Source organism: Burkholderia sp. HI4860, assembly GCF_002223045.2.
In the GTDB taxonomy this organism is placed as follows: domain Bacteria; phylum Pseudomonadota; class Gammaproteobacteria; order Burkholderiales; family Burkholderiaceae; genus Burkholderia.
The window spans coordinates 2,295,313-2,309,882 of record NZ_NKFO02000001.1; the positions used below are offsets into that span (position 1 = coordinate 2,295,313).

At 68.8% G+C, this 14,570-nt stretch carries 13 protein-coding genes; 4 read left to right on the top strand and 9 right to left on the bottom strand.

Features of this window, described 5'->3' with window-relative positions:
• Positions 1–10 precede the first annotated feature (10 nt).
• From CFB34_RS10250 to CFB34_RS10280, 7 genes are all read right to left on the bottom strand, one after another.
• Complete coding sequence (locus CFB34_RS10250) at positions 11–1,165, bottom strand: ABC transporter permease (protein WP_089442595.1); 1,155 nt, start codon at positions 1,163–1,165, stop codon at positions 11–13.
• Positions 1,162–2,121 (bottom strand): ABC transporter ATP-binding protein, encoded by a 960-nt coding sequence (locus CFB34_RS10255; RefSeq protein ID WP_089442594.1) that lies wholly within the window; start codon positions 2,119–2,121, stop codon positions 1,162–1,164. The genes CFB34_RS10250 and CFB34_RS10255 overlap by 4 nt, the downstream gene beginning before the upstream one ends.
• Positions 2,118–3,092: an HlyD family efflux transporter periplasmic adaptor subunit gene (locus CFB34_RS10260; protein ID WP_089442593.1), complete on the bottom strand. Its 975-nt coding sequence runs from the start codon at positions 3,090–3,092 to the stop codon at positions 2,118–2,120. Before CFB34_RS10260 ends, CFB34_RS10255 begins: the two co-directional genes overlap by 4 nt.
• Entirely contained in the window at positions 3,089–3,796 is a 708-nt protein-coding gene (locus CFB34_RS10265) for a TetR/AcrR family transcriptional regulator (RefSeq protein ID WP_089442592.1), read from the bottom strand. The genes CFB34_RS10260 and CFB34_RS10265 overlap by 4 nt, the downstream gene beginning before the upstream one ends.
• A gap of 254 nt (positions 3,797–4,050) precedes the next feature.
• Positions 4,051–4,473 carry a cupin domain-containing protein gene (locus CFB34_RS10270; protein ID WP_089442591.1) on the bottom strand — a complete coding sequence of 141 codons (423 nt, stop codon included), beginning with the start codon at positions 4,471–4,473 and terminating at the stop codon, positions 4,051–4,053.
• A 10-nt stretch (positions 4,474–4,483) separates the two neighbouring features.
• Positions 4,484–4,921 (bottom strand): carboxymuconolactone decarboxylase family protein, encoded by a 438-nt coding sequence (locus CFB34_RS10275; RefSeq protein WP_089442590.1) that lies wholly within the window; start codon positions 4,919–4,921, stop codon positions 4,484–4,486.
• Between the two features lie 94 nt (positions 4,922–5,015).
• Positions 5,016–6,506 (bottom strand): PLP-dependent aminotransferase family protein, encoded by a 1,491-nt coding sequence (locus CFB34_RS10280; protein WP_089442589.1) that lies wholly within the window; start codon positions 6,504–6,506, stop codon positions 5,016–5,018.
• Positions 6,507–6,823: 317 nt separating this feature from the next.
• Here CFB34_RS10280 and CFB34_RS10285 point away from each other — a divergent pair, with 317 nt between their 5' ends.
• Both CFB34_RS10285 and CFB34_RS10290 read left to right on the top strand, forming a co-directional pair.
• Complete coding sequence (locus CFB34_RS10285) at positions 6,824–7,741, top strand: LysR family transcriptional regulator (RefSeq protein WP_089442588.1); 918 nt, start codon at positions 6,824–6,826, stop codon at positions 7,739–7,741.
• A gap of 166 nt (positions 7,742–7,907) precedes the next feature.
• The gene (locus CFB34_RS10290; protein WP_089442587.1) at positions 7,908–8,657 is read left to right on the top strand and encodes an SDR family oxidoreductase; all 750 of its coding nucleotides are present in this window, start codon (positions 7,908–7,910) and stop codon (positions 8,655–8,657) included.
• A gap of 94 nt (positions 8,658–8,751) precedes the next feature.
• On the opposite strand, the gene CFB34_RS10295 is transcribed toward CFB34_RS10290, so the two are convergent.
• Together CFB34_RS10295 and CFB34_RS10300 are read right to left on the bottom strand one after the other, a co-directional pair.
• Positions 8,752–10,389, bottom strand: a complete 1,638-nt coding sequence (locus CFB34_RS10295) for a glycoside hydrolase family 32 protein (RefSeq protein ID WP_089442586.1) — start codon at positions 10,387–10,389, stop codon at positions 8,752–8,754.
• 151 nt (positions 10,390–10,540) lie between these two features.
• A complete protein-coding gene (locus CFB34_RS10300; RefSeq protein WP_089442585.1) occupies positions 10,541–12,139 on the bottom strand; it encodes a glycoside hydrolase family 68 protein in 1,599 nt (532 codons plus the stop codon).
• Between the two features lie 172 nt (positions 12,140–12,311).
• Between CFB34_RS10300 and CFB34_RS10305 the strand changes: the two genes are divergently transcribed.
• Both CFB34_RS10305 and CFB34_RS10310 read left to right on the top strand, forming a co-directional pair.
• Positions 12,312–13,340, top strand: a complete 1,029-nt coding sequence (locus tag CFB34_RS10305) for a substrate-binding domain-containing protein (protein ID WP_089442584.1) — start codon at positions 12,312–12,314, stop codon at positions 13,338–13,340.
• Positions 13,341–13,744: 404 nt separating this feature from the next.
• A complete protein-coding gene (locus CFB34_RS10310; protein ID WP_089442583.1) occupies positions 13,745–14,431 on the top strand; it encodes a type 1 glutamine amidotransferase domain-containing protein in 687 nt (228 codons plus the stop codon).
• The last annotated feature ends 139 nt before the right edge of the window (positions 14,432–14,570 follow it).

Below are 14,570 nucleotides of genomic sequence, written 5' to 3' on the forward strand. Positions count from 1 at the left end.
CGTGCGGCACCTAGTCGAGCGTACGTCGGTAGAAGCGCAGCGCGACGCCCATCACGACGACGGTGAACAGCGCGACCGGCCACACCGACGGCCACAGGTCGCTCCAGCCGTTGCCTTTCAGCAGGATGCCGCGCACGAGGCGGTTGAAGTAGGTGAGCGGCAGCAGGTTGCCGACGAACTGCGCCCACTTCGGCATCCCGGCGAACGGGAACATGAAGCCCGACAGCAGGATGTTCGGCAGGAAGTAGAACACCGCGAGCTGCATCGCCTGCAACTGGTTCTGCGCGAGCGACGACAGCGTGATGCCGACCGTCAGGTTCGCGGCGATGAACAGCAGCGCGGACAGGTAGATCGCGAACACGCCGCCGACGAACGGCACGTCGAACACGAAGCGCGCGGCGGCGACGATGATCGACACCTGGATCAGCCCGATCAGCACGTACGGGACGATCTTGCCCGTCATCACCTCGAGCGGCCGCACCGGTGTGGCGAGCAGGTTCTCCATCGTGCCGCGCTCGCGTTCGCGCGTGATCGCGAGGCCCGTCATCATCACCATCGTCATCGTCAGGATCACGCCCATCAGGCCCGGCACGACGTTGTACTGCGTGATGCCCTCGGGGTTGTACAGCCGGTGCAGCACGATGTCGAACGCGGCCGGGTGGCCGTTCAGGTAGGCGAGCGGGCCCGTCAGGTCCTTGTCGGCGACGGGCTGCACGAGGCCCGGCAGCGCACCGATCGCCGACGCGGTCGCGACGGGATCGGTCGCATCCGCCTCGACGAGCAGCGACGGACGCTCGCCGCGCAGCAGCCGCCGCGAGAAATCGGCCGGCACGCTCAGCACGAACTGCACGTCGCCGCGGGCGAGCGCATGCCGGCCGGCCGCCTCGTCGGGCAGCGTCGCGACGATGTCGAAGTACGCGGAATTGCGCATCGCGGCGACGAAGCTGCGCGCGAACGGGCTCGCATCGGCGACGATCACCGCCGTGGGCAGGTGTTTCGGATCGGTGTTGATCGCGAAGCCGAACAGCGTGAGCTGGATGATCGGCACGCCGACGATCATCGCGAACGTCACGCGGTCGCGCCGCAGCTGCAGGAATTCCTTCAGCACGATGCTCCACCAGCGGGCGACCGAAAACGTATCGCGCAAGCGAGCCCACGCGTTCATGACGACGCTCCGCCGGGCCGCCCGGATGCGCGGCCCATCATGTAGATGAAGACGTCCTCGAGCCCGGTGTCGATCGGCGCGACCTGCAGCGCGGCAGGCCCGCCGCCTTGCGCCGCGACCTGCGCGAGCGTCGCGTCGAGCCGCGCCTGATCGCGGCCGCTCACGTGCAGCGCCGAGCCGAACACGACCGTCTGCTCGACGCCCGGCAACGTGCGCAGCCGCGCGGACAGTTCGCTCAGATGCGCGCCGGTGATCGCGCGGGTCACGAGCCCCTGCGACGCGACGATCTCCGCCGACGTGCCCTGCGCGAGCAGCTCGCCGTACGCGATGTATGCGAGCTTGTGGCAGCGCTCGGCCTCGTCCATGTAGTGCGTGCTGACGAGCACCGAGATCCCTTGCGCGGCCAGCCGGTGCAGTTCTTCCCAGAAGTCGCGGCGTGCGGCCGGATCGACGCCGGCCGTCGGTTCGTCGAGCAGCAGCAGCGCCGGCTCGTGCAGCATGCAGGCGGCCAGCGCGAGGCGCTGCTTCCAGCCGCCCGACAGCGCGCCCGTGAGCTGGTCCGCGCGGCTCGTCAGGCCGAGCCCGTCGAGTGCGCGCGCGACGGCCGCCTTGCGGTCGGGCATCCCGTACACGCGGGCGACGAAGTCGAGGTTCTCGCGGATCGACAGGTCTTCCCAGTACGAGAAGCGCTGCGTCATGTAGCCGACGCGCCGCTTGATCTGCGCGCTGTCGCGCACGATGTCGTAGCCGAGGCAGGTGCCGCTGCCCGAGTCGGGCGTGAGCAGCCCGCACATCATCCGGATCGACGTGGTCTTGCCGCTGCCGTTCGGCCCGAGAAAGCCGAAGATCTCGCCGCGCGCGACGCGCAGCGACACGTCCTTCACGACGTGCTTGTCGCCGAAATGCTTGTTCAGGCGATCGACGTCGATCGCGTACGGTGCGGGCGGCGCGCTCATGGCACCCTCACGGCGACGGGCTGGCCCGGATGCAGCTTCGGCGCGTCGATGGCGGCCGGGCGAGCCTCGATCATGAACACGAGCTTGGTCCGGCTTTCGTTGCTGTAGATCACGGGCGGCGTGTATTCGGCTTCGCTCGACACGTAGGTGATGCGCGCGGGCACGTCGGCCGCACAGCCGTCGCAGTGGATCGCGACCGTGCGCCCGGGCGTGAGCGAGGCGATCGCGGCCTCCGGCACGAAGAAGCGCACCTTCAGGTTTTGCGGCGGCAGCATCTGCACGACCGGATTGCCGGCCTGTACCCATTCGCCGACGCGGTACAGCGTGTCGTACACGCGCCCGGCGGCGGGCGCGGCGACGCGCTTCTGGTCGAGCTTCCATTGCGCCTCGGCGACCGCCGCCCGTGCGGCATCGACCTGCGCGGCCTGTGCGGCGACCTGCTGCGCGCGGCCCGGCAGGCGCGCGACGTCGACCTGCTTCTGCAGTTCGCGCATCTGCGCGGCGGTCGTTTGCGCGGACGTGCGCGAATCGTCGAGCTGCTGTTTCGACAGGCCGCCAGCGGCGTACTGGCTTTCATCGCGCGCGAGTTGCGCGGCGGCTCGCGCGGCCTGCGCGGTGGACTGGGCGAGCTGCGCCTGCGTGACCGCGATTTCCGGCGGGCGCTTGCCCGTTTGCAGGTCGGCAAGCTGCGCGCGGGCGGCTGCAAGCTGGTGCTGCGCCTGCAGCAGCGCGGCCGTCTCGCTGACGGCTTCGAGCGAGAAGGCCGGCGCGCCGGCGGCGAGGGTCTGGCCGCGCGCGACCGACAACTGCGTCAGCGTGCCCGACTGCGACGACGACAGGTACACGAATTCGCCTTCGACGTAGCCCTGGTAGGTCGTGCCGTGGCTCGCTGGCCGTCCGCAACCGGCGAGCAGTGCGAGGGCGGCGACGGCGGCGGCCAGCGCGGGCTGCCGCGCGCGGGGCGCGTTCATGACGGCCTCCGTGGCGAGGGCGAGCGGGCCCGTGCGTGCGGCGCGGCGGCCGGCGGCTGCATGCCCGAACCGAGCAGCGCGCGGACGTGGCGGTGCAGCACGTCGCGCTCGATCGGCGGCAGGCCGCCGCGCGCGCTTTGCCACAGTTTCGCGGTCGCGAGCGGCAGCATCACCAGCGCGATGATCGAATGGAACAGGAACGCCGGTTCGAGCGCGGGATTCAGCGTGCCGGCCTGCTGCGCGCCGCGGATGCGTTCGGCGAAGCGCCCGACATGTTCGAGCGGAATGCGGCGGACCATCCGCTCGCGCAGCAATCCGCCCTCATGGATGATCTCGCGCAGCCAGATCGACGGCAGCCATGGCATGCGGTGCGTGACGTCGAAGAAGCGGTCGACGAGTTCGGCGACGAGCGCGAACGGATCGTTTTCGATCTGCGGCTCGGTCGGCCGCCACACGAACGCGATGGCCTGCGCGAGCCGTTCCTCGACGATCGCGTCGAGCAGCTGCTCGCGATTCGTGAAGTAGTAGTGGACCATCGCCGACGTGACACCGGTGGCGGCGGCGATCTGCGCGACGGTCGTCGCGGCGATGCCGCGCTCGGCGAACAACTGCATCGCGACGTCGAGCATGTGGTCGCGCAGGTCGAAATCGTCGACCGACGGGCGGCGCCCGCGCGGCCTGGCGACGGTGGATTTCGCGTTCATGAAATCGACGCTAATTGATGCGTTAGTTAATTTCAAGGAAGGGTTTCCGTCCGGGTTGATCGCGATCAGGCGAGCGTCGAAAGGGGACGCGGGCGGGCGAGGAGGGGACGGATGCGGCGCGGAACGGCAAGCCGGTGGCGGAGTGTAGGGAGCAGCTAATGGAGAAACGGGAGGCGTGGCTGACCCACGGTATGGAAAACCGGTCGCGAAGCGCGAGCGCGTGCCTGGACGATCGCACGCCCCCCGGAAAGCGGTTACTGATCGATCGGCGATGTCAGTGGCACGTGTTCGCCGGTCAACCCGAATACGACGAGCTGAGCCGGCTCGGTCGCGCTCGCGTTGCGCGACACCGTGTGGCGCGAGCCGGGCGCCTCGTACCAGCCTTCGCCGGCGCGGTAGCGGTGCAGCGGGCCGCCGTTCACCTGCGACAGCACCGCACCTTTCGACACGACCGCGAACACCGAGCCGAGATGCCGATGGGCTTCGGATGCCTGGCCGGGCGCATAGTCGACGGTCGCGACGACCGCGAGCTTGCCGGGCGCTTCGGGCACGGCCTGCTGCAGGATCGTGTGCACGTTGTCGCCGGTGTCGTGCGCCCGGGCAGCGGCCGGCAGCAGCGCTGCGCCGGCCGCGAGCGATACGCACAGGGCGGCGCGACGGAGCGTGGCGTCCATCATCGTCGTCTCCTTACTCGGGCATCTTGCGGAACGCGATCGCGAAGCGGTTCCACGAATTGATCGTCGCGATCAGCATCGACAGGTCGAACAGCTCCTCATCGGTGAAATGCGGCTTCACGGCTTCCCAGACGGCGTCGGGCACGTGGTTGCTGGCGACCAGCGTCAGCGCCTCGGTCCATTCCAGCGCTGCGCGTTCGCGCTCGGTGAAGAACGGCGTCTCGCGCCACGAGACGACGGTGGCCAGGCGGCGATCGGTTTCGCCGCCCTTGCGCGCGTCGGTCGTGTGCATGTCGACGCAGAACGCGCAGCCGTTGATCTGCGACGCGCGCAGCCGGACGAGTTCGGCGAGCGGCTTCTCGATCGAGCTTTTCGCGAGGAATTCCTCGGCGTTGCGCATCACCTTGATCGCATTCGGGCTGGCGGCGTAGAAGTTCAGGCGAGGTTGCATGGCAGGTCCTTTTTCGGTTGGAGCGCGCGGTGGCGCGACAGGACCCACTTTAAGACCCATGCTGGCCTGCTTGAATGGCCAATTTCCGGAAAATTCAGGTAACCAGTGCCGAGCCGCCGACACCATCCGAACCCAGCAGGCCGGCCAGCGTCGCGAGCGCCGTGTCGATGCGCAGCGTGTCGATCCCGCCATAGCCGAACAGCAGCCCCGCACGCACCGGCACGCCGACGTGGAACGACGAGATGCCGTACAGGCCGATGTCCTGCTCGCGGGCCGCGCGGACCAGCGCCGCTTCGTCGAGCCCCTGCCCCTGCTTCAAGTAGGCCGCGAGGTGGATGCCGGCGGTCGGCACGATCGCGTCGAACCACGGCGAGAGTGCGCCGCGCAGATGCGCGATCAGCAGCTTGCGGCGCGCATCGTAGTGCTTCTGCACGCGCTTCAGGTGGCGCGCGAAATCGCCTTCGAGGATGAAGCGCGCAAGCGCGGCTTGCGTCAGCGTGCAGGTGTGCCAGTCGACGATCTGCTTCGCCTTGGTCAGCGCGCCGCGCAGCGCGCGCGGCGGAATCGCGTAGCCGATCCGCAGCTCAGGAAAGATCGTCTTCGAGAACGTGCCGACATACGCGACGAGGCCCGTGCGGTCGAGGCTCTTCAGCGATTCCACCGGCCGGCCCTCGAAGCGGAACTCGCCGTCGTAGTCGTCTTCGATGATCACCGCGCGGCGGCGCTGCGCCCATTCGAGCAGCGCGACGCGCCGGTCGAGCGTCATCGGCATCCCGAGCGGGAACTGATGCGACGGCGTGACGTAGACGAGGCGCGCGTCGTCGGGCAGCCGTTCCGTTACCAGCCCGTGCGCGTCGACCGGCACGCCGATCACCGTCGCGCCGAGCGACGCGAACGCGGCGCGGGCGGGCGGATAGCCGGGATCCTCGACCGCCACCACGTCGCCCGGTCGCACGACGACGCGGGCGATCAGGTCGAGTGCTTGCTGCGCGCCTTGCGTGACGAGCACGTCGTCCCAGCCGCACGCGACCGCGCGGCTGAACGCGACGTAGCGCGCGATCGCGCCGCGCAATTGCGGATCGCCGGCTGGGTCATGGTACTGGGCGGGGCCGCGCATCTGCTGGCGCAGCGCGTGATGCAGGCAGCGCCGCCACGCGTCGAACGGGAACAGCGCCTTGTCGGTCACGCCGCCGCGAAAGTCGAAGCCCGGCGTATCCTGCGGCGCGGGCATCGCGAGCGCGTCGGGCAGGTCGTCCCACAGTGCACGCGCGTCGACCGCGTCGATGCGCGGCGTGTATTCGACGAGGGAGGGCGCCGACATGGCCGTGGCGTGCGGCACGCGCGCGAGGCCGTCGGCGACGAACGTGCCGTCGCCCGCGCGCGTGGTCAGGTAACCCTCGGCGACGAGACGCTCGAACGCGTCGAGCGTCGTCTTGCGCGATACGCCGAGCTGTTTCGCGAGGTCGCGCGTCGACGGCAGCCGCGCGCCGCCGGCGAGCCGCCCGTCGACGATCGCGGTGCGCAGTTGCCGGAAGATCTGCCCCGTCAGGTCGTGACGGCCTTCGATGCGGATCGCGATGTCCATCGCAGTGGTTACCTCGATTGCTGAAATTTCGTGCCGATCAGCATACCGAAGGCGACGAAAGAATGGGTGGTTCCGCGCGGCGTGACGGCTCGCGGGTTGCGCTCGATGCACGAACCGGCCGCACGGTGCACGGCATCCCGGCAGGGCGACGCGGGCGGCCGGCGAAACGGGGCATCATGCAACGCTGGCCCGGGGGCATCCGTCAGGAGTGACGGGCATTCTCAGACGACGCGGCCCCGTCGCGCGATTGGACCTCGGCCCGCCGCTGCCTTACGATCCACGACAGATCCACGACAACCCCACACCGGAGCGTGCCCATGCTGTCCGAAGACGAACTTGCGCTGCTCGACGCGATCCGCGCCACCGGCAGCCTGTCGCGCGCGGCCGCGCGGCTCGGCAAGGCGCCGTCGACGGTGTCGCACGCGGCGCGGCAGCTCGAAACGCGCTTCGACGCACTGCTGTTCGACCGCCGCGGCTACCGGCTGCAGCTCACGCCGGCCGGCCAGTTGCTGACCGACGAAGCGGCGCGGCTGGCGCTGGACGTCGCGCGGCTGACGCAGCGCGTGCGGCAGGTCGCGAGCGGCTGGGAAGACCGGCTGTGGATCGTCAGCGACGAGGTGCTGGAGTTCGACACGCTGTTGCCGGTCGTGCGCGCATTCGATGCGCTCGACTCGGGCGTGTCACTGCGTTTCACGCACGAAGTGCTCGGCGGGACCTGGGAAGCGCTGCGCGACGGGCGCGCGGACCTGGTGATCGGCGCGACCAACGAGCCGCCGGCGATTCCCGGTTTCAAGTGGTTCGAGCTGGGTGCGATGGAGTGGGTGTTCGCGGTGTCGCCGCGCCATCCGCTGGCCGCCGTGAGCGGCGCGCTGACGCGGGACGCGATCGGCGCGCACCGGGCCGTCGTCGTCGCCGATTCGTCGCGGCGCGCGGCCGGCCGCGCGTATGGCCTGCTCGGCGGGCAGGCCGTGCTGGCGGTGCCGTCGATGCGCGCGAAGATCCTCGCGCAGCGCGACGGACTTGGCGTCGGCTGGGTGCCGCGCCGGCGCGTGGCGTCGCTGCTCGCCCGCGGCGAACTCGTGGAAAAACAGACGGCCGATCCGCGCGAGCCGAACCTGCTGTATGTCGCGTGGCACGGCGACCGGGACGGCCGCGCGCTGCAATGGTGGCTCGAGCAATTGCGCGAACCGCGGCTCGCGCAGCGCCTGCTCGACGGCATCGACGTGGCCGGCTGACGCGGCGCGGAACAGCACGGAACAGGACGCGACAGGGCGTCCGAATCCCTCCGCCCAAACACGTTCGACGATTTCGAACATGTTCGTCACGCCCGTCGTACGGCATGACCGGGCGCGGCGCGCATCCTGTGTTCACGGTCAACTCACCGGTTCACAGGAGAACATCATGCAACGCTTCGAAGGAAAGACGGTCCTCGTCACGGGTGGCAACAGCGGTATCGGCCTGGCGGCCGCCAAGGCATTCGCGGCAGAAGGTGCGCGCGTCATCATCACCGGGCGCGATGCGCAGACGCTCGAGGCCGCGCGGCAAACGCTCGGCGCGGACGCGCTGGCGATCCGCAACGAGGCCGGCAGCGTCGCGTCGGCCCGCGCGCTGGCCGATGCGATCGCATCGGCGGGGGCGCGGCTCGATGCCGTGTTCATCAATGCGGGCGTCGCGAAGCTCGCGCCGTTCGCCGACAGCGACGAGGCCATGTGGGATCTCGTGTTCAACACCAACGTGAAGGGCGCGTATTTCCAGATCCAGTCGCTGGTGCCGCTGCTGAACCGCGGCGCGTCGATCGTGATCAACGGCTCGATCAACGCGCACATCGGGATGCCCGGCTCGTCGGTGTATGCGGCGAGCAAGGCGGCCGTCAATTCGTTCGCGAAGACGCTGTCGACGGAGTTGCTGCCGCACGGCGTGCGCGTGAACGTCGTGAGCCCCGGGCCCGTGCAGACACCGCTCTACGGCAAGCTCGGGCTCGACGCGGCCACGCTCGACGAAACGGCAGAGAAGATCAAGGGCCTCGTGCCGGTCGGCCGGTTCGGTACGCCGGACGAGATCGCGTCGACGGTGCTGCACCTCAGCGCGCCGGAATCCGCGTTCATCGTCGGCGCGGAGATCATCGCGTCGGGCGGGATGGGCTTGCTCTGATCGGTGCGGCTCCGGCGGGGCTGCAACCGGCCGGCGAGATGCCGGGCGGGCAGCCCCGTCACATGCAGGACCGATGGCCGTCCGCCCATCGCATCTATCGCGCCGCACAGGCGTTATGCCCATCACCACCGGCATCGAGTTGCGTCACCGTGAGCCCGGAGAACGTCGCGCGGCCGTGTTCGGCGAACACGGCAACGCGGTCCGCGTCGAGCGGCGGGAAGATCAGGTCGGTGAGCGCGACCCGGCCGCCGTTCGCGAACACTTCCACCGAACCGCGATCGACGACGATCTCGAGCCGCAACTGCCCATGCTCGAGCGGCAGGTCCACGATGTGCTCTTTGCTGAACGTGTCGGCGAAATGGGTTTCGCCGGACTGCGAGCGGTCGAGCGTCAGCGTCCGCTTTGCCGTGTCGTACACGATCCGGGTGCCGACCGCGCCATCCGCCGAGCGCCGGACGATCAGGCCGGCACGCGCCGCGTGCTGCGGCGCGAGCGTGACCGTGATGCGCTGGACGACGCCGCGCGTCGCGGCCGACAGCGCACGTATCGTGGAATCGACCGCGAGGTCGCCTTCATGCACGGCGGGCCTGCCGTCCGCCCACGCGTCGAACGCGGCGGCCGGCGCGGCGACGAGCGTCGGTTCGCCGTCGATCGTTTTCAGCGACAGTTCGCGCGGCAGGGTCATCGCGCCGCGCCACGGCGTGGTCGGCACTTTCGCCGCGTAATCCCAGTTGCTCATCCACGCGATCGCGACCGGCCGTGAGCCGGGCGCGCCCGAAAACGTGCCGGCTGCGTAGAAGTCCGCGCCATGGTCGACCCAGCGGAATTGCGCGGGATCGGAGCCGGCGGGCGCAATGCGGTCCGGCACAAACGTGCGGCCGTCGAAGTCGCCGACGAAGTACATCGCGCCGGAGCCGCCGGCGATCGACCACGGATTGACATTGACGATCATGACCCAGCGGATGCGCGCGGGGTCGCCGTCGAGCGGCAGCGGCACGAGGTCGGGCATTTCCCACAGCGCGCCGTCGTGCGGCACGCCCGGCCGTGTGAAGTCGCTCAGGAAATTCCAGTGAATCAGGTCGTCCGAGCGATAGAGCTTCACGACCTGCGCGTCGGCGACGACCGTCGTCATCAGCCAGTAGCCGCCCGGCGCGTACCACGACACTTTCGGATCGCGAAATTGCTTCGATTCCGGATCGAGCGTCAGCACCGGATTGTGTGCGTACGGCTGCCAGGTTTCGCCTCGATCGAGGCTGTACGCCAGCGACTGCGCCTGGACGCCCGGCGCGTGACTGGAACCCGCCTTGTACACGCTCGTATAAAGCGCCACGAGCGGCGTGTGGCCCGGCTTGCCGAGGCCGGACGTGTTGAGCGTGTCGGCGACGATCGAGCCGGAGAAGATTTCCTCCGTCGCGTTCGCGCGCATCGCGACCGGCTGCTCGCGCCAGTGGACGAGGTCGGTGCTCGTCGCGTGGCCCCACGACATGTTGCCCCAGTCGCGGCCGAGCGGATTGTATTGATAGAACAGGTGATAGCGGCCGTTGTCGTAGACGAGCCCGTTCGGGTCGTTCATCCAGTTGCGCTGCGGCGTGTAGTGGAGCGCGGGCCGCCATTGCGGCGTGTCGTTGTCGGCCGGCGCGTGGCAAGGCGCGGCGATGACCTGGGTGCAGGCCACGCAGGCGAGCAGCCACCGGGCGATGCGGACGGAAAAGCGGAAAGACGTCGATATCATGCGGGGTTTCGTGCTTCGTCGTGCAAAGCGGGAAAGGAGGGCGCATGCCGCTTTCAGCGGCGATGTGCGCGATGGATGGAAGAAAAAAAGAGGCGCGCACGCGACACGCGCGATACGCGCCTCCTTAACCCCGTGCCTTTACCAGCGTTCGTTATTGTTTGTTATCCTGATTGCTCTGGCTGTTGCCGCCGTTGTGGCCGGCGCCGGTCGCGGGCAGGTTCGCCGGAATATCGCCGTAGCCGCCGAGCCCGCCGCGTCCATAGGCGCGATCGACCGCCGTCGACGTTCCGTTGATGTTGACCTTCACCGTCGGCGCGAGCGTGCCGCCGCGGCGCGCGCCGATCGCATCGATGAACGATTCGACGAGCCCGCCGGGCATCACGTAGTGCGAATACGACTGGAATTCGCGCGGATTCTGGTTCGGATCCTGCGAATACGGCGCGCCGGCCGGCGCGGAGAAATCCGTCGGGTTGCCGAGCACGAGGCCGCTGCCGCCGTTCAGCGGCAGGAAGTCGCTGCGGATGCCGTTGCCGACGAAGCCGTACACGCCGTCCGGCCCGTCGACGCCGGCCGCCATCGTCGTGCGGTGGCTGATCGTGAACAGGTAGTACTTGCCGTCCTTCAGGTAGATCTGCGGGCGCTCGGTCTGGTCGTCGACGCAGTTCGCCGACAGGATCGGCGGCAGGAACTTCCACTCGGTCAATTGCGGGTTCGTCGCGACCGCCAGGCCGACATTGGCCTTTTGATACACTGCGCCCGAATTCATCACCGCGTTGAGATCTTCCTTGTACGGATCGTTCGGCGCGTAGCCGAGATCCGCGTTGGTGCAGGTGCGTGCGCCGCGCGGGCCGCCCGTGTTGCCCTCGAAGACCATGTAGGTCTTGCCCGGGTGCGCGGGGTCGGTGAACACGAACGGGTCACGGAACGAGAAGTAAGTGTTCTGCTGGCCGGACTGGTAGTAGTTGCCGTCCGGTTGCAGCAGCGCCTTGTGGTCGTCGAAGCCGGAGAACCAGACGTGCGTGGCGTCGGCGTGGATATGGCCGTCGGCGCGCGTGATGATCGCCTGCGGCGGCGTGATGTCGGCGCCGCCGGGCGCCGAGCGGTTGAACGACGTCGCAGTGTAGTAGATGCTGACGTTGTCGCCGTGCGTGAGCCGCGCGGAGCCCGACCATTCGGCGTTGTTGGTCATCGGCGCGGTGCCGAACACCTTGGCGCTGGCGCCGTCGGGGAACAGGTGGCCGCCCCAGGTCCAGCCGCCGTTCGCGGGGCGCTGCGACGCGGGGATGCCGGCGCGACGGTAGAAGAAGCCGATGCGCGCATGGACGTGACGGTCGTCGAACGTGTAGCCCGCATGCGGATCGGCGGTGAGTGAGAAGATCACCTCCCAGCCCTTGTAGCTGAGCTGGTTCGCGCGCAGGTCGGCCAGCGCCCACGTGTCCCACACCCACACGTTCGAGTTGATCAGCGGGAAATCCTGCGGGATGTCCGGCATCGTCAGCGCTTGCGGCAGCGAGTTCTTGTCGGCGCCGGCGGTATGCGACTGCGCGACGATCTGGCGGATGTCCGCCCGCGTCCAGCGCATCGTGAAGTTGCCCTCGGGATCGTAGGCCTGCTGCGTATGGGGCGTGGGCAGGGGCGCGCCCGTGCCGCCGGACTGCGCATGCGCGACGGACGCGAAGGCGGCGAGTGCGCCGCCAGCGAGGAACAGACGTTTGGCCGTGATCGGGTGGAAAAGGGGAAAGTATGTCATCTCGTCGTCGTTTCCTGGGAAAGTGAAAGTGAACGGCTGAGTGGGCATCGATGTCCAAACCGGTTTGGATGCTATTTCAAACCGGTTTGGACGTCAAAAGATAATTATTTGACGGTAATCGCTACCGAGCGGAAACAATTGCCGCTCGCTGGCATGCCGTGCGGCACATGGAATGCGAGGAACGACGGTGAAGGTGAATCTGAAGGCGCTCTCGGACGCGCTCGGGCTGTCGCGGACGACGGTCAGCCGTGCGCTGAATGGTTACGACGACGTCAGCGAGGCGACGCGCGAGCGCGTGGCGCGAGCTGCCCGGGAAATGGGCTATGTGGCGGATCCGACCGCGCGCCGGCTTGCGACCGGGCGGGCGGACGTGATCGGGATCGTCTATCCGTTCGGCGCCGGCGATCTCGGCGATCCGCGTTTCGGCGAGGTCGTCGCGGGCATCACCGAGCGGCTCGCGGAACGCAATCTCGATTTCATCATCGCGTCGGCGCGGCCGAATGCGGAACTGGACACCTATCGGCGCATCGTCGACGGCAAGCTCGTCGACGGGCTGATCGTCGCGCGCACCCTGGTCGACGATCCGCGTATCGCGTACCTGCAGGCGAGCGCGTTTCCGTACGTGGCCTACGGCCGGACGCAGGTGGCCGAGCCGTATGCGTGGTTCGATTTCGACAACGAGGCCGGCGCGCGGGACGCGGTGCGTCGGCTGACGGCGTTCGGGCACCGGCGCATCGCGATGATCAGCGCGCCGCTGGCGCTGAATTTCGCCGCGCAGCGCCGCGCAGGCTATCTGTCGGCCCTGCGCGAAGCCGGTATCGAGCCGGATCCGGCGCTGGTGGTCGAGTGTCCGTTTACGCACGACGGCGGATGGCAGGCGGCGCGGGCGCTGCTCGCGCGCACCGAGCGGCCGACGGCGCTGCTGGTCGACAACAACATCGCGGGCGGCGGCGCGTTTCGGGCGCTCGTGGACAGCGGGCTGCGCCTGGGCGAGGACATGTCGCTGATCGTCTACGACGGCGTGCCGCCGAACCTCGCGCATCCGTATCGCGTGACGGCGGTCGTGCAGCCGACCGGCCACGCGTCGGGGCGCGCACTGGCGGAACTGATGCTGCGGCTGCTCGGCGACGGGGTTCGCGAGCAGCGGCTCGAAGCACCGGCGATCGAGGCGGGTGACACGGACGGGCCGTTGCGCGGCTAGCCGCGGCGGCGCAAGTGAAGGGCGCGAGCCACGGCAGACGCCGGCGGATCGCGCGCCGCCGAAAAGGCCATGACGAAGGCAGGGGTTACTAGACGACCGGTCTAATCAGGGGCTATCATCCGTTCCCATGAATGCGACGACGTCCGCGGCGCAGGCAACGACGACGCGAAATGCCATCTGAATGCCATTTCGCGCTGCGATGCTGGTGGTGCAGCGAGACGCCGTCGTTTTATTTCGAATAATCCTAGACGACTGGTCTAATAGACGCATGTCGCATTCGGATACACGGGTCGCACGTTGACGCGTCACAGCTGACTAACCCACAGGCGTGCCGCGTCCACCAGCCGGAGTTACCGGTCGAGCGGCCCCGTTCCCGTCATCCATTTTCGAAGGAGTGTCCGATCATGAAGATTCTGGTTGTCCTGACCTCGCACGACACGCTCGGCGACACCGGCAAGAAGACCGGCTTCTGGCTCGAGGAACTGGCCGCGCCGTACTACAGGTTCAAGGATGCCGGCGTCGAGCTGACGCTTGCGTCGCCGAAGGGCGGCCAGCCGCCGCTCGATCCGAAAAGCAGTGACCCGACGGCCCAGACCGACGCGACGCGCCGCTTCGACGCCGATGCGGCGGCCAAGGCCGAACTCGCGTCGACGCGCAAGCTGGCCGACGTGTCCGTGGACGACTACGACGCCGTGTTCTATCCCGGCGGCCACGGCCCGCTGTGGGATCTCGCCGAGGATCTGCATTCGATCGGCCTGATCGAGCGCGCGCTGGCGGCCGGCAAGCCGGTCGCGGCCGTGTGCCACGCGCCGGGCGTGCTGCGTCACGTGAAGAACCCGCAGACCGGCGAATCGGTCGTGCGCGGCAAGCGTGTGACGGGCTTCACCAACAGCGAGGAAGCGGCCGTCGAACTGACGGAAGTCGTGCCGTTCCTCGTCGAGGACATGCTGAAGACCAACGGCGCGGCGTTCGAGCGCAGCGCCGACTGGGCGCCGCATGTCGTCACCGACGGGCTGCTGATCACGGGGCAGAACCCCGCGTCGTCGGAGCCTGCCGCCGAGGCGCTGCTCGCGCAGCTCGGCCGCCGCTGAGCCCAGGGCGCCGGCCGGGCCGGCGCCATCCCGTATCCGTCGCCGGGCGCAGGCCGGCCCGTCGACGGCCCGAATCGTTCCGTCGCGCATGTTGCGCGACGCGTTTCCAGTCGTTTTGCAGAACCAAGCAAAGGAGCCG